The 14,788-nt window shown below is 61.6% G+C and carries 13 protein-coding genes; 8 read left to right on the top strand and 5 right to left on the bottom strand.

Annotation, left to right across the window (positions count from 1 at the left end; translation table 11 throughout):
- Positions 1–28 precede the first annotated feature (28 nt).
- The gene (sbcB, locus tag ACA046_RS25885) at positions 29–1,456 is read right to left on the bottom strand and encodes an exodeoxyribonuclease I (protein ID WP_459023360.1); all 1,428 of its coding nucleotides are present in this window, start codon (positions 1,454–1,456) and stop codon (positions 29–31) included.
- Positions 1,457–1,645: 189 nt separating this feature from the next.
- Here sbcB and ACA046_RS25890 point away from each other — a divergent pair, with 189 nt between their 5' ends.
- The 6 genes from ACA046_RS25890 to ACA046_RS25915 are packed head-to-tail and all read left to right on the top strand — an operon-like array spanning position 1,646 to position 8,301.
- Complete coding sequence (locus tag ACA046_RS25890; RefSeq protein WP_459023362.1) at positions 1,646–2,338, top strand: RDD family protein; 693 nt, start codon at positions 1,646–1,648, stop codon at positions 2,336–2,338.
- A complete protein-coding gene (locus ACA046_RS25895; RefSeq protein ID WP_459023364.1) occupies positions 2,335–3,315 on the top strand; it encodes a stage II sporulation protein M in 981 nt (326 codons plus the stop codon). Before ACA046_RS25890 ends, ACA046_RS25895 begins: the two co-directional genes overlap by 4 nt.
- A complete protein-coding gene (locus ACA046_RS25900) occupies positions 3,302–4,831 on the top strand; it encodes a DUF4129 domain-containing protein (protein ID WP_459023366.1) in 1,530 nt (509 codons plus the stop codon). The genes ACA046_RS25895 and ACA046_RS25900 overlap by 14 nt, the downstream gene beginning before the upstream one ends.
- Positions 4,828–5,985 (top strand): DUF4350 domain-containing protein, encoded by a 1,158-nt coding sequence (locus ACA046_RS25905; RefSeq protein WP_497675242.1) that lies wholly within the window; start codon positions 4,828–4,830, stop codon positions 5,983–5,985. Before ACA046_RS25900 ends, ACA046_RS25905 begins: the two co-directional genes overlap by 4 nt.
- The gene (locus ACA046_RS25910) at positions 5,982–6,962 is read left to right on the top strand and encodes an AAA family ATPase (RefSeq protein WP_167664430.1); all 981 of its coding nucleotides are present in this window, start codon (positions 5,982–5,984) and stop codon (positions 6,960–6,962) included. Before ACA046_RS25905 ends, ACA046_RS25910 begins: the two co-directional genes overlap by 4 nt.
- A gap of 7 nt (positions 6,963–6,969) precedes the next feature.
- Positions 6,970–8,301, top strand: coding sequence for a DUF58 domain-containing protein (locus ACA046_RS25915; protein WP_497675243.1), 1,332 nt, complete (start codon positions 6,970–6,972; stop codon positions 8,299–8,301).
- A 17-nt stretch (positions 8,302–8,318) separates the two neighbouring features.
- On the opposite strand, the gene ACA046_RS25920 is transcribed toward ACA046_RS25915, so the two are convergent.
- Positions 8,319–8,678, bottom strand: coding sequence for a PilZ domain-containing protein (locus tag ACA046_RS25920; protein WP_459023372.1), 360 nt, complete (start codon positions 8,676–8,678; stop codon positions 8,319–8,321).
- 226 nt (positions 8,679–8,904) lie between these two features.
- Complete coding sequence (locus tag ACA046_RS25925) at positions 8,905–9,279, bottom strand: tetratricopeptide repeat protein (RefSeq protein WP_076017447.1); 375 nt, start codon at positions 9,277–9,279, stop codon at positions 8,905–8,907.
- 175 nt (positions 9,280–9,454) lie between these two features.
- On the opposite strand from ACA046_RS25925, the gene pyk reads away from it, so the two are divergent.
- Positions 9,455–10,906 (top strand): pyruvate kinase, encoded by a 1,452-nt coding sequence (gene pyk, locus ACA046_RS25930; RefSeq protein WP_459023375.1) that lies wholly within the window; start codon positions 9,455–9,457, stop codon positions 10,904–10,906.
- A gap of 199 nt (positions 10,907–11,105) precedes the next feature.
- On the opposite strand, the gene ACA046_RS25935 is transcribed toward pyk, so the two are convergent.
- A complete protein-coding gene (locus ACA046_RS25935) occupies positions 11,106–11,852 on the bottom strand; it encodes an enoyl-CoA hydratase-related protein (protein WP_459023377.1) in 747 nt (248 codons plus the stop codon).
- A 30-nt stretch (positions 11,853–11,882) separates the two neighbouring features.
- Entirely contained in the window at positions 11,883–12,815 is a 933-nt protein-coding gene (locus ACA046_RS25940; protein WP_497675244.1) for an iron-sulfur-binding ferredoxin reductase, read from the bottom strand.
- Between the two features lie 299 nt (positions 12,816–13,114).
- Here ACA046_RS25940 and ACA046_RS25945 point away from each other — a divergent pair, with 299 nt between their 5' ends.
- Entirely contained in the window at positions 13,115–14,638 is a 1,524-nt protein-coding gene (locus ACA046_RS25945; RefSeq protein WP_003214142.1) for a fumarate hydratase, read from the top strand.
- Positions 14,639–14,788: the final 150 nt, after the last annotated feature.

Genomic DNA, 14,788 nt, shown 5'->3' on the forward strand with positions numbered 1-14,788 from the left:
TATTGTCCGTATTTTACCTGTGTGCCGATTACAGGCTCATTCGTGCGGCTAAAGAGTCAACATACTCCTGCCATTCATCAAGCACCCGCTGCTGAAACGGTGTAGCACTAACAGCCAACTCAAGACGCGCCTGCTTAAAAGCCTCAAGGGTGTTTGGTGCGCCCCATTGCGGGTCTGACAAACGTTGCTGACAGAAAACTCTCCAGCGTTGTTGCTCCTCACTATTCAAGGTGTCAGGGAAGTTACGCGCACGATAGCGAAATAATAATTCAGGCAAACGTTCATCATCGAAAGGCCATTGCTGACGCGCTAGTTGCGCAGGCTCGGCGACTCTCACTTGTTCACATAAACGTCGATCACGGTCACCGATAAAACCATCGTATAGCTGCTGCTCAGGATCAGCGGTTGGCGCAAAATCTTCCTCGGCGTAAATCAGCGCTAATTTATCGCGCCATAGTTCCTGTGCGTCGCTTAGCCGCAGGGCCCGCGCCTCACACTCATCCATATCCAGTTGCAGACGCTCGCGGTCTTGGGCCCGAAGCACACTCAACGGTGCGACCACCGGGCAGCGATTGATGTGCAACAATTTGAGCGGTACCGGCAACTCACCTTCGGCAAGGTCGTCACGACGGGTATATAGCCGCCGGCGCAACGTATCGGCGTCCTCGTCCAACAGCCCTTGGGGATCGAGCCCCAGGTCGCAGACGATCAACGCATTGCGATTGCGCGGGTGCCAGGCCAGAGGCAGCACCACGCCCAGATAATGACGCTCGGCAGAAAATCGACCGGAAATGTGCACCATCGGCTGCAACAAACGAATCTGGTCCATCACCCGTTGCTTACTGCGCAGTTGAAACAGCCAGTCATAGAGCTTGGGTTGTTTCTCGCGGATCAACCGCGCCAGGGCGATGGTGGCGCGCACATCGGACAAGGCATCGTGGGCCTGGCCGTGATCAATGCCGTTGGCAGCCGTCAATCGCTCAAGCTTGAGGGTGACGCGCCCGTCCTGTTCCGGCCAGACGATCCCGTCCGGGCGCAGGGCGTAAGCGGTGCGTACCACGTCGATCAGATCCCAACGGCTGTTGCCGCCCTGCCACTCCCGGGCATAGGGATCAAAAAAGTTGCGGTACAGACTGTAGCGCGTCATCTCGTCGTCAAAACGCAAAGTGTTGTAGCCGGCCCCGCAGGTACCCGGGGTGGCCAGCTCGGCGTGTACGCGGGTCATGAAGTCGGCTTCGGCCAGGCCTTTTTCCGCCAGCACCCCGGGCGTGATACCGGTAATCGCGCAGGCGGCCGGATGCGGCAGGATATCCTCGCTGGGCTGGCAGTAGAGATTGACCGGCGGCCCGACTTCGTTGAGTTCAAGGTCGGTGCGAATACCGGCTACCTGCAGCGGGCGATCGCTACGCGGGTTGATGCCGGTGGTTTCATAGTCGTACCAGAAAATGGTGGTCACGGGCTATTCCTGTGCTGAAGACCGGCAAAGTCTAGGCGCTTGACGGCACCGGGGGCCAGCGCTGTGTTCACTGTACAAACATTCAGTAAATCGTTGAGTGGTTGCTTCCACCGTCGACACTGCTAGCATCCGTCTTTCCAACCCCGCCGCTGCCGCCCAGGCGCCAGCGCCGCACTGCCAAGGACCGCGATGCCATCTGCGCCACTGGACACCCGCTACCAGATCGAGACCCCGGAGGGCATCGACCTGCCCCTGCGCCCGGCCGGCCTGCTGGTTCGCTCACTGGCCTTTGCCTTCGACCTGGGGTTGCGCGGCCTGATTCTCGGCATCCTGTTCATCGCGCTCGCGTTTCTTGGCAACCTGGGCATTGGCCTGGGCTCGCTGCTGCTGTTCCTCGTCAGTTGGTGGTACATGGTGCTGTTCGAAGTGCTTAATCAGGGTTGCTCGCCCGGTAAGCAGATCATGGGCCTGCGGGTGGTACAGGACGACGGCACGCCCATCGGCTGGTCCGCCTCGCTGATCCGCAACCTGCTGCGTTTTGTCGACATGCTGCCCTTCGGCTACTTCCTCGGCGCCATCAGTTGCCTGCAACACCCCAACTTCAAACGCCTGGGTGACCTGGCGGCCGGGACGCTGGTGATCTATCGCGAACAACCACTTTCCCGTCCGCAGGTGCCGCAAGCCCCGGCACTGCGCCTGCCGTTCGCCCTTGAGCTGAACGAACAACGGGCGATTCTCAGCTTCGCCGAACGCCAGGGCGAACTCTCCGCCGAGCGAATCAACGAACTGGCCGCGATCCTGGCCACGCCCCTGCAGGTCTCCCCTGCCCGCGCCGTGGCGGAACTGAACGGCGTGGCTCGCGGACTGTTGGGGCCAGCATGAAGCAGAGTCTTTTCGAAAGCCGCCACCAAGCACAATGGCAAGCCTTTGCCACGCAACTGACACAGCTTGAAAAAGGCAACGCCAAGCGCGCTGACTTCACCGACTTCCCTCATCAGTACCGGCAGTTGTGCCAGCACCTGGCCCTGGCCCAGGAGCGTGGCTACAGCAGCTACCTGGTTGACCCGTTGCAGCAGCTTGCCTTGCGCGGCCACCAGCAGTTGTATCGGCATCGCAGCCAGTTGGGCGCAAACGTACTGAGCTTCCTGCTGGCCGACTTCCCCAGGCTGGTTCGCGCGCAATGGCCATTCGTGTTGGCGGCCAGCCTGCTGTTCTTTGGCAGCCTGATCGGCATCGCGTTGCTGGTGTACCTGTATCCAGACCTGATCTACAGCATCGTCAGCCCCCAACAAGTGGCTGAGATGCAAAGCATGTACGACCCGGATGCCAGCCGCCTGGGCCGGGCAGCCGAACGTGCCTCCAGCGAAGACTGGATGATGTTTGGCTACTACGTGATGCACAACATCGGCATCGCGTTCCAGACCTTTGCCGCCGGGCTGTTGTTCGGCCTGGGCAGCGTGTTTTTCCTGTTCTTCAACGGCCTGATCATTGGTGCCGTTGCCGGGCACCTGACACAAATCGGCTACGGCCAGACCTTCTGGTCTTTCGTGATTGGCCATGGCGCCTTCGAACTCAGCGCCATCGCCCTGGCAGGCGCGGCCGGCCTGCAACTGGGCTGGGCGTTGATTGCGCCGGGGCAACTGACGAGAGGTGAATCCCTGCGACTGGCCGCACGTAAAAGCGTGCAAATGATTTGCGGTGTGATGGTGTTCCTGCTGATCGCCGCGTTTATCGAGGCGTACTGGTCTTCCACCAATGCCGTGGCGCCGTGGATCAAGTACCTGGTGGGCACCACCCTCTGGTTGCTGATGGCCGCCTACCTGCTGTTTGCCGGACGGAACCGCCATGCGCCTGAGTGATGCCAGCGTCGTGATCCGCCCGCGTACCTCTTGGGAAGCCATGGACCTCGGCATCCTGCTGGCCCGCGAACATCGGCTGCTGCTGATGAGCAGCTGGGCCATCGTGACCTTGCCGATCTTCGCGCTGTTCAGCGTGCTGCTGTGGAATCATCCCTCCACCGCGTTGTTACTGTTCTGGTGGTTGAAACCGGCATTCGACCGCCTGCCACTGTATATCCTGTCCAAGGCCCTGTTCGGCGAAACACCCAGCCTGAAACAAGCCCTGCGCCACTCGCCGCGCCTGCTCAAGGGCCAACTGCTGGCCAGCCTGACCTGGCGACGCTTCAACCTGAGCCGCAGCTCCGTGATGCCGGTGGTCCAGCTCGAAGGCCTGCAAGGCCAGGCGCGCCAACAACGTCTTGGTGTGCTGCAACAACGCAATGCCGGCGCCGCACGCTGGCTGACCCTGATCGGGGTGCATCTGGAAATTGCCCTGTGGTTCGGGTTGATGGCCGTGTTCTATTTTTTCCTGCCGCAAGAGGTCGAACGGGACTGGGACTGGCAACAGCTGGTGCTCACAGCGGGGCACGACTGGCTCTGGCTGGAACACCTGACCAACGCCTTCTACGCGCTGATCCTGGTGTTCTGGGAGCCTATCTATGTCGCCTGCGGTTTCAGCCTGTACCTGAACCGCCGCACCGTACTGGAAGCCTGGGACCTGGAGCTGGTGTTCCGCCGACTGCGCCAGCGCCTGAGCGGTGTGGCGCCGGTCCTGCTGCTGGTGATCGGGCTGATGCTGGTTCCGGCGCTCCCATCGGCATGGGCCGATGAACCGGCGCCCCAAAAACAACTGAGTACACAATCGGCCAGTCAGTCGATCAAGGCGCTGCTGGAGCAGCCACCGTTCAAAAACTCCGAGACCGTCACCCGCTACCGTTTCGGCGAAGAAAAAGCGGCGGACAAAAACAAACCGGCTGATGACGGTAAGTTGCCGGCCTGGCTGGAAGCATTGCTGAAAAACCTCAACAGCGATTCGTTCAAGCACATCGCGAAGGGCCTTGAAGTACTGCTCTGGGGGTTGCTGGTGGGTGGCCTGGCACTGGTGATCTGGCGCTATCGCGACTGGCTGCATGCCTTTGTCAGCCGCCGCAGCCTACGCAAGCCGAAGGCTGCCAAGCCCGCTCCCTCGCAGTTGTTCGGCCTCGAACTGGGGGCAGACACCTTGCCCGAAGACATCGCCGGCACCGCCGAACAGCTCTGGGCGACACAGCCTCGGGAAGCCCTCGGCTTACTTTACCGTGGCTTGCTCAGCCGACTGCTGCACGACTTCAACCTGCCGCTGAAAAACGCCGACACGGAAGGCCAGGTCCTGGAGCGTATCCGCCAACTGCAACAGCCGCAGTTGCTGGCGTTCAGCGATGAGCTGACCCGCTACTGGCAAAACCTTGCCTATGGCCACCGCCTGCCGCCTGCCCTCGCGCAACAACAGCTATGCAGCAGTTGGCGAGCCCTGTTCGGCTCGGGAGCTGTGCAATGAACCGGCCATTGCTGTGGGTCGGACTGCTCGTGGCTGGTCTGCTCGCAGCAGGCGGTTTTTATGCCTGGCACAAGGCGATCCCGTATCAGGAAGTGGTCGATCGCGGCCCTTCGCCCGAAGCTCTCGCCAACCCTTACCTGGCGGCGGAACACTTTCTACGCCAGCAAGGCCTAGTGGTGGAGCACGCCAACAGCCTGGAACGGCTGGCCAGTCTTTCGCCCAAAGGCAACAGCCTGTTGCTGCTGGGCGAGCGCAGTAACATGAGCCCACCGCAGGTCGAGCAATTGCTGCAATGGACACAGGCTGGCGGCCACCTGCTGCTCGTCGCAGAGGCACTGTGGGATGACGACACCGGTAAAAGTGGTGACCTGCTGCTGGACCGCGTGCAGATACACCAATCCTTCAGTGAAGAGTTCGACGCTCCAGCACCCGCGCGTAAAAAGAAAACGCCGGACCTGACCAAACTCTATGTGGACAACGAAACGGCCCCGGCCTATTTCAGCTTCGACACCGACTTCAATCTCACCGACCCCAGGCACCTGGCGCAATTCTCGGCCAACAGTGCCAAGTCGACGCACCTGATGCAGATTAACCTCGGGCAAGGCCGTGTGACCGTGGTCACCGACAGCGACCTGTGGAAAAGCCCGGCCATTGGTCAATACGATAACGCCTGGCTGCTTTGGTACCTGAGTCAGGGGACGCAGGTCACGCTGCTGTTCAACACCGATGTCGAGGATCTGTTCAGTCTGTTGCTGCGCTATTTCCCCCAGGCCCTGGTGGCACTCGCCGCATTGATCGCCCTGGGGTTATGGCACGCCAGCCTGCGCCAGGGCCCGATCCGGCAACCAGCCCCCAAGGCACGTCGGCAATTGCAGGAACATTTGAACGCCAGTGCCGACTTCCTGCTGCGCCGCAGCGGCCAAAACAGCTTGTTGCAAGCCTTGCAGCGCGACATCCAACGCACTGCAAGGCGCCGTCATCCCGGGTTCGAACACCTCGACACTGCCGAACAATCGCGGGTGCTTGAACGCCTGACCCGCCAACCCTCACTCGTCATCAGCCAGGCCCTCGGCCCACTCCCGGCAAAACGGCTCTCCAGTGCCGATTTCAGCCGTCAGGTGGCTAGCCTGCAAACCCTCAGGAATGCCCTATGAGCGAATTTCCAGCCGCAGACCCGATCCAGCGCGCCAGCCAACTGGCCCAGGCCTTGCGCGTCGAACTGCGCAAGGCGGTCATCGGCCAGGACCAGGTGATCGATGACGTGCTCACGGCATTGATCGCGGGCGGCCACGTACTGCTGGAAGGTGTTCCCGGCTTGGGCAAAACCTTGCTGGTTCGAGCCCTGGCACGCTGTTTTGGTGGCGAGTTCGCACGCATCCAGTTCACCCCGGACCTGATGCCCAGCGATGTGACCGGCCATGCCGTCTACGACCTGCATACCGAACAGTTCAAGCTGCGCAAGGGGCCGTTGTTTACCAACCTGCTGTTGGCTGACGAGATCAACCGTGCTCCGGCAAAAACCCAGGCGGCGTTGCTGGAAGCCATGCAGGAACGTCAGGTAACCCTCGAAGGCGAGGCGCTGCCCATCGGCCAACCGTTCATGGTACTGGCCACCCAGAACCCGATCGAGCAGGAAGGCACTTACCCATTGCCCGAGGCCGAACTGGATCGTTTCATGCTCAAGGTGCGCATGGACTACCCCGAGGCGCAGCAGGAACTGGACATGGTGCGCGAAGTCACCCGTTCATCCCGGGCCGACATGCTCGACGTGCAACCGTTGAGAACGGTGCTGCACGCCGAAGATGTGTTGCAGCTGCAACAGATCGCCAGTGAACTGGCGCTGGATGAGCAGGTACTCGACTACGCCGTACGGCTGGCCCGCACCACCCGCAGTTGGCCAGGCCTGACCATCGGCGCGGGCCCTCGGGCCTCCATCGCCCTGGTGCGTGGCGCACGGGCCCGGGCTTTGCTGCGCGGTGGCGAGTTTGTCACCCCGGACGATATCAAGGGCTGCGCCCTGGCAGTACTGCGCCATCGGGTGCGCATTGCCCCAGAGCTGGATATCGACGGGCTGGAAGTCGACCAGGTGCTCAAGCAACTGCTGGACCAAGTCCCGGCGCCACGGCAATGACCCGCCCATGAGACCGACCCGCCTGCTATTGATCTGGCTCGGTGTGCTGCTGGGCCTGAGCATCCTGCTCGGCGCACTGGTGGCGCTGCAGGTCAAGGTGCCAGACACCCTGCACGCCGTGACGTGGGGCCTGCTGCTGGCCCTGTTGTTACTGGCCCTGCTGGATGCCGGCCGTTTGCGTCGCCGCCCGTCCCCGCGCGCGCGACGGCAGATGCCCGGGAGCCTGGCGCTGGGTCGCTGGGGTGAGGTGCGGGTGACGCTGGACCACGACTATTCCCAGCCACTGGTGGTCCAGGTATTCGATCATGTACCGGACGGTTTGACGGTGGAGAACCTGCCGCAGTCCATCGACCTGCGACCCGGCGAGCAGAGTGAATTGGGCTACCGGTTAAAACCTCAAAGGCGCGGGCATTTCAGTTTTACCCGATGCGAAGTCCACCTTCCCAGCCCACTCGGATTGTGGTCGGCACGGCGGGTGATAGACGTCAGCGATGCCACCCGGGTCTACCCGGACTTCGCGCGCCTGTACGGCGCGCAGTTGCTGGCGGTGGACAACTGGCTCAACCAGCTCGGCGTACGCCAGCGCCAACGACGCGGGCTGGGCCTGGAGTTTCATCAACTGCGCGAATTTCGCGAGGGCGACAGCCTGCGCCAGATCGACTGGAAAGCCACCGCTCGGCAACGCACGCCCATTGCCCGGGAGTACCAGGATGAGCGCGACCAGCAGATCATGTTCATGCTCGATTGTGGCCGGCGCATGCGCAGCCAGGACGCCGAACTGTCGCACTTCGACCACGCCCTCAATGCTTGCCTGCTACTCAGCTATGTCGCCCTGCGCCAAGGCGATGCCGTCGGGCTCTGCACGTTTGCCTGCGACCAGCCGCGCTACCTGGCGCCGGTCAAGGGCAGCGGCCAGCTCAACCTGCTGCTGAATGCGGTGTATGACCTGGACACTTCCCGGCGTACGGCCGATTACCAGGCAGCCGCCAGCCAACTGCTGGCCCGGCAGAAACGTCGTTCGTTGGTGATCGTAGTGACCAATTTGCGCGATGAGGATGACGAAGAGCTGCTGGGCGCCGTTAAACGCATCAGTCGCCAGCACCGGGTGCTGGTTGCCAGCCTGCGGGAGGAAGTCCTTGACCAGTTGCGCCAGGCCCCCGTGCAAACCCTGCCCGAAGCCCTGGCCTATTGCGGGAATGTCGACTATCTCAATACCCGGGACGAACTCCATGACCGCTTGAACGCCCACGGGCTTTCAGTACTGGACACGCTGCCTTCGGAACTGGGAGCCGCCCTGGTGACCCGCTACCTGGGCTGGAAAAAAGCCGGCGTACTATGAATGCTCGCGCACAGGCTCTAGGCAGAGGCCTGCAAGGGATCAAAGCTGAAGTAACTCAAGAGTGCATTGATCACCTCCCCATATTCGGCAGGCGCCTGGGAAATACGAAACCCGGAGTCATAATGCTTGGGGTTTATATCCTCATGGCACCACAGGCAGGTAGCCGTGAGGTCCACCGCATGTACCTCGCCCTCAGGGCCCGGGATCTTCAAGCGCAGCTCGAACTCCACGTCGACCATCATGGGTAATTGGCTGATCAACATCAGCCCCTGCTCGGAGAGATTGCCCAAATAGCCAATAGGTTTGTCTGTGAGGCGATTGAACACTTGAAGGAAGCAAGGTAACTGATGCCGCTCGATCCGTCGGGGAGTAAACATGATGAGGTCGCCATCCAATGGCCATGATTGTGGCCGCTCCAGTGATTCGAAACGAGCCCAAAGGCCCGCTCTCCCCGGATATCGGTGCGACAGCGGCAAACGCGCTGCCACTTATACGGCTGCCAAATCCGGGTATTGCATCCGTTCGAATAGAAACCTATACAAACTGACATTCAAAGATTAGCCCAAGACTGGCAACGAGCCAGCTATGGCATGACAAATATCATCACAACGACGCTGGACGCGGCCGGGCGGCACTCGCGCCGGGGTAGTGCCCCAGTTGTTGCAGGGTATCCAGGCGCGCGCGCGCCCGGAAAGCATATTCGCTCGCCGGGTACTGGCTGATGATGAACTGATACGTCTGCGCCGCATCGACAAACAATTTCTCGCGCTCCAGGCACTGCCCGCGCAACATCGAGACTTCCGGTTGCACGTAGCGCCGGGAACGGCTTTCACGGTCGACCTGGGACAACTCAAGGGTGACCCGCTGGCAATCGCCCACACCGTAGGCGCGGTACGCATTGTTCAAATGATGGTCCATCGACCAACGGGTGCAGCCGACAACACTGACGGCCAGGGCAGCAATGATCACGATTCGCATGGGGGTTCTCCTGTCTTGTGCAGTGTATCGACCCTTCATCGAAAATCTTCAAGGTTGTTCATCTGTTCATGCAGAGTGAAAACAAGCGAATCATCGATAAGTAGTGCAAACGAACAATGACTACAACCAAAGAGCATAGTAGCCTTCCTCAGCGCTTGAACTCAGGAGTCCGTGCATGTCCGTCCGTCGTACCAAAATCGTCGCCACCCTTGGCCCGGCCAGTAACTCGCCGGAAGTCCTCGAACAGCTGATTCTGGCTGGCCTGGACGTTGCCCGTCTGAACTTCTCCCACGGCACCCCGGACGAGCACAAGGCTCGCGCCAAGCTGGTGCGTGACCTGGCCGCCAAGCATGGCCGCTTCGTTGCACTGTTGGGTGACCTGCAAGGCCCGAAAATCCGTATCGCCAAATTCACCAACAAGCGAATCGAGCTGAAGATCGGTGACCAGTTCACTTTCTCCACCAGCCATCCGCTGACCGATGGCAACCAGCAAGTCGTGGGTATCGACTACCCGGACCTGGTGAAAGACTGCGGCGTCGGCGACGAGCTGCTGCTGGACGACGGTCGCGTGGTGATGCGCGTCGACACCGCAACCCCGACCGAACTGAACTGCACCGTGATCATCGGCGGCCCGCTGTCGGATCACAAAGGCATCAACCGTCGCGGCGGTGGCCTCACCGCTCCAGCCCTGACTGAAAAAGACAAGGCCGACATCAAGCTCGCCGCCGAAATGGAAGTGGACTACCTCGCGGTCTCCTTCCCGCGCGACGCCGCCGACATGGAATACGCCCGTAAACTGCGCGACGAAGCCGGCGGTACTGCCTGGCTGGTGGCGAAGATCGAACGCGCCGAAGCCGTGGCCGATGACGAAACCCTCGACGGCCTGATCAAGGCTTCCGACGCAGTGATGGTTGCCCGTGGCGACCTCGGCGTGGAAATCGGTGACGCCGAGCTGATCGGTATCCAGAAGAAAATCATCCTGCACGCACGTCGCCACAATAAAGCGGTGATCGTTGCGACCCAGATGATGGAGTCGATGATCCAGAACCCGATGCCGACTCGTGCCGAAGTGTCCGACGTGGCCAACGCCGTGCTCGACTACACCGACGCCGTGATGCTCTCGGCTGAAAGTGCGGCGGGCCCGTACCCGCTGGAAGCCGTGCAGGCCATGGCGCGCATCTGCGTCGGCGCTGAAAAGCACCCGACCAGCAAGACCTCCAGCCACCGTATCGGCAAGGTCTTCGAAAGCTGCGACCAGAGCATCGCGCTCGCCGCCATGTACACCGCCAACCACTTCCCGGGCGTGAAAGCGATCATCGCCTTGACCGAAAGTGGCTACACGCCGTTGATCATGTCGCGCATCCGCTCCTCGATCCCGATCTACGCGTTCTCCCCGCACCGCGAAACCCAGGCCCGCGCGGCCATGTTCCGTGGTGTCTACACCGTACCGTTCGACCCGGCATCGCTGCCGCCTGAGCAAGTCAGCCAGGCCGCGATCGACGAGTTGCTCAAGCGAGGTGTTGTGGAGAAAGGCGACTGGGTCATCCTGACCAAGGGCGACAGCTACCACACCATCGGCGGCACCAACGGCATGAAAATCCTGCACGTTGGCGACCCAATGGTCTGAGTGACACGCTGAAAAACAAAAGCCCCGCCATGTGAATGGCGGGGCTTTTTGCATTCCAGGTTGGCTTTTGTATTGGCTTCACTGGCCTCTTCGCGAGCAAGCCCGCTCCCACTTTCGACCGTATTTCTTCAGGATGTACTCGGTTAAATGTGGGAGCGGGCTTGCTCGCGAAGACGTCCGACCAGTCAACACACATTCATCACCGAGTGATAAAAGCCGACAACGCCGCAATCGCTTCCGGCGACTTCAACCGCTGGGTAAACAACGCGCCCTCCTCCTCGATCACCTTGCGCAACTGTTCGCGATCGACGCTTTTCATCAGATGCTTGCTGACCTGCACCGCACCCGGCGCCAGGGTTTCAAACCGTGCGGCGACTTCCCGCGCCTTGGCCAACGCCGATTCGCCGCTGCCCAATGCCTCAGTGGCAATGCCCCAAGCGGCAGCCTGCTCACCGGTAAAGCCTTCACCCAACAGCAACAACTCCGCCGCCTTGGCATGCCCCAGCAAGCGCGGCAGGATCAAGCTGGAACCAAACTCCGGGCACAGCCCCAGGTTGACGAACGGCATGCGCAACCGCGCGTCCCGGCTGACATACACCAGGTCACAATGCAGCAGCAGCGTCGTACCAATCCCCACCGCCACGCCTGCCACCGCCGCAATCACCGGCTTGCGGCAATTGAGCAAACTGCGCATGAAGTGAAACACCGGGCTGTCGAGATCAGCCGGCGGTTGTTCAAGGAAGTCGCCAATATCGTTACCGGCGGTGAAGCACTCACTGCTGCCCTGGATCAACACGGCGTTGACGCTGGTATCGGCATCCGCCTGCTCCAGTGCCTCGGCCAGTTGGCTGTACATGGCGCGGGTCAGGGCGTTTTTCTTGTCCGGGCGGTTGAGCTGCAGGATCAGCAACCCGCGCTCGCGTTGCTGCAGGATGGCATCGGTCATGGCAAATCTCGCGGCTGGAAAATTCAGCGCTCAACCACGGGGCAGGAACACATCGGCCAGCAGTTGATTGCGCGGCAGTCCGGCCAGGAACAGGCGCTTGGAAAAGGCCTCGACGCTGGCAGGGTGCCCGCAGAGTAAGGCCAGAGTTTGCCGGGAAACAAGCCGCAGTTGCGCCAAAGCGTCAGTCGACCCGGCCGCCGTCCATAACTCGACCGTCACGTTCGGATGCGCCGCAGCCAAGTGCGCCAACGGCTCGGCCAGATAATGACCGCCAGCGTCATGAGCCAGGTGAATGACCCGGATGGCGCCTTGGTGATCCTGGCGCAAGGCCTCACGTAACACGCCCCACAGCGGGCCAAGTCCGGTGCCCGAGGCCAGCAGCCAGAGCGGCCGGGATTGCCAGTCGGGGTCGTACTGCAACGCCCCGCCCCGCAGTTCGCCCAGGCGCAGGCTGTCACCGGTCTTGAACTGGCGGGCGGCGTCGCTGAACTCGCCGGGCAGACGGCAATCGATGTGAAACTCGAGAAACGTATCTTCCTGGGGCAGGCTGGCCAGAGAGTAAGGCCGCGCAATGCTGCCCGCCCACAGCACCAGATGCTGCCCCGCCCGGTAGCGCAAGCCGCGCTCGGGTTGCAGCCGCAGGCGTAGCACCGTCGGGTTCATCCAATCGACGCTCAGCACCGTCGCGGGCAGCCCGTCACGCAGCGGGTCAAACGCCTCGACCTGCAAATCACCTGTGACCTGGCACTGACAGGCCAGGCGCCAGCCGTCCTGGCGTTGCGCCGGGCTCAGGGCTTCTGGTTGATTGTCCAGAAGGTCACCCTGGCAACGCACCAGGCAGGCATGGCAACTGCCGGCGCGGCAGCTGTAAGGCACAGCCACACCCGCCTGGTTCAGGGCATCCAGCAAGTTGCTGCCGGCGGCTACCGACCAGTGGCGTTCGCCGACGTGAAGTTCAGGCATAAAACTCTTCAACTGTAGGAGCGAGCTTGCTCGCGAAGGTCGCTAACGATAACGCGGGGAGGCTGGCGAAACCCATCAGATTCACGTTTTTCGCGAGCAAGCTCGCTCCTACAGTGAATCGGGCTTGGCACTCATGACCATAGTCGGGTGTATCAGCCACCGTGGCGGGTTATACTGCCGCGCCTTTTTAGCGTCGCGCCAGCACCATACGGCGTGCCTTGGAAAGGTGCCTTCAGCCGACCGATTCACCCTACTGAAGACACCTTTATTGAATGTTCCCTTATAGAGGAGCGCGACTCATGACCGTGATCAAGCAAGACGACCTGATTCAGAGCGTTGCCGACGCCCTGCAATTCATTTCCTACTACCATCCCGTTGACTTCATCCAGGCGATGCACGAAGCCTACCTGCGCGAAGAATCGCCAGCGGCCCGTGACTCCATGGCACAGATCCTGATCAACTCGCGCATGTGTGCCACCGGTCACCGCCCGATCTGCCAGGACACCGGTATCGTCACCGTATTCGTACGTGTAGGCATGGACGTGCGCTGGGATGGCGCCACCATGAGCCTGGACGACATGATCAACCAAGGCGTGCGCCAGGCCTACAACCTGCCGGAAAACGTCTTGCGGGCTTCGATCCTCGCCGACCCGGCCGGTGCGCGTAAAAACACCAAGGACAACACCCCTGCCGTGATCCACTACTCCATCGTCCCGGGTAACACCGTGGAAGTGGACGTGGCCGCCAAAGGCGGTGGTTCCGAGAACAAGTCGAAAATGGCCATGCTCAACCCGTCCGACTCGATTGTCGACTGGGTACTGAAGACCGTTCCGACCATGGGCGCCGGCTGGTGCCCACCGGGCATGCTCGGCATCGGCATCGGCGGCACCGCCGAGAAAGCCGCTGTAATGGCCAAGGAAGTGTTGATGGAATCCATCGACATCCACGAGCTGAAGAAGCGCGGCCCGTCCAACCGTATCGAAGAGATGCGCCTGGAGCTGTTCGAGAAGGTCAACCAACTGGGCATCGGCGCCCAGGGCCTGGGTGGCCTGACCACCGTGCTCGACGTGAAAATCATGGACTACCCGACCCACGCGGCCTCGCTGCCGGTGTGCATGATCCCCAACTGCGCCGCCACCCGTCATGCGCACTTCGTGCTCGACGGTTCGGGCCCTGCGTCGCTGGAAGCGCCACCGCTGGACGCCTACCCGGAAATCGTCTGGGAAGCCGGCCCGTCGGCCCGTCGCGTCAACCTCGACACCCTGACCCCGGAAGACGTGCAGAGCTGGAAGCCGGGCGAAACCGTACTGCTCAACGGCAAGATGCTCACCGGTCGCGACGCGGCGCACAAGCGCATGGTCGAGATGCTGAACAAGGGCGAAACCCTGCCGGTGGACCTCAAGGGTCGCTTTATCTACTACGTCGGCCCGGTTGATCCGGTGCGCGAAGAAGTCGTTGGACCTGCCGGTCCGACCACCGCCACGCGGATGGACAAGTTCACCCGCCAGATCCTCGAGCAAACCGGCCTGTTGGGCATGATCGGCAAATCCGAGCGCGGCCCGACCGCTATCGAAGCGATCAAGGACCACAAGGCGGTTTACCTGATGGCAGTGGGTGGCGCGGCTTACCTGGTGGCCCAGGCCATCAAGAAATCCCGCGTCGTGGCGTTCGCCGAGCTGGGCATGGAAGCGATCTACGAGTTCGACGTGAAAGACATGCCGGTCACCGTTGCAGTGGACAGCAAGGGCGAGTCGGTACACATCACCGGTCCTGCCATCTGGCAGAAAAAGATCAGTGAAAGCCTGGCGGTAGAAGTGCAGTAAGCATTTCCCCTGCGGGATAAATGACCTTGTGGCGAGGGGGCTTGTCCCCCGTTGGGCTGCGCAGCGGCCCCGAAAAAAGCGGGAGCGCTGCGCACTCCAACGGGGGACAAGCCCCCTCGCCACAAGACAATCCCTCCCCTCGCAACAAGC

The organism is Pseudomonas sp. LBUM1641 (assembly GCF_059716235.1).

What these genes read in the sequence shown, in the direction of transcription:
- ACA046_RS25890 (WP_459023362.1), top strand. Translation starts at nt 1,646, where the DNA reads ATGCCATCTGCGCCACTGGACACCCGCTACCAGATCGAGACCCCGGAG.
- ACA046_RS25895 (WP_459023364.1), top strand. Translation starts at nt 2,335, where the DNA reads ATGAAGCAGAGTCTTTTCGAAAGCCGCCACCAAGCACAATGGCAAGCC.
- ACA046_RS25900 (WP_459023366.1), top strand. Translation starts at nt 3,302, where the DNA reads ATGCGCCTGAGTGATGCCAGCGTCGTGATCCGCCCGCGTACCTCTTGG.
- ACA046_RS25905 (WP_497675242.1), top strand. Translation starts at nt 4,828, where the DNA reads ATGAACCGGCCATTGCTGTGGGTCGGACTGCTCGTGGCTGGTCTGCTC.
- ACA046_RS25910 (WP_167664430.1), top strand. Translation starts at nt 5,982, where the DNA reads ATGAGCGAATTTCCAGCCGCAGACCCGATCCAGCGCGCCAGCCAACTG.
- ACA046_RS25915 (WP_497675243.1), top strand. Translation starts at nt 6,970, where the DNA reads ATGAGACCGACCCGCCTGCTATTGATCTGGCTCGGTGTGCTGCTGGGC.
- ACA046_RS25920 (WP_459023372.1), bottom strand. Translation starts at nt 8,678, where the DNA reads ATGTTTACTCCCCGACGGATCGAGCGGCATCAGTTACCTTGCTTCCTT.
- ACA046_RS25925 (WP_076017447.1), bottom strand. Translation starts at nt 9,279, where the DNA reads ATGCGAATCGTGATCATTGCTGCCCTGGCCGTCAGTGTTGTCGGCTGC.
- pyk (WP_459023375.1), top strand. Translation starts at nt 9,455, where the DNA reads ATGTCCGTCCGTCGTACCAAAATCGTCGCCACCCTTGGCCCGGCCAGT.
- ACA046_RS25935 (WP_459023377.1), bottom strand. Translation starts at nt 11,852, where the DNA reads ATGACCGATGCCATCCTGCAGCAACGCGAGCGCGGGTTGCTGATCCTG.
- ACA046_RS25940 (WP_497675244.1), bottom strand. Translation starts at nt 12,815, where the DNA reads ATGCCTGAACTTCACGTCGGCGAACGCCACTGGTCGGTAGCCGCCGGC.
- ACA046_RS25945 (WP_003214142.1), top strand. Translation starts at nt 13,115, where the DNA reads ATGACCGTGATCAAGCAAGACGACCTGATTCAGAGCGTTGCCGACGCC.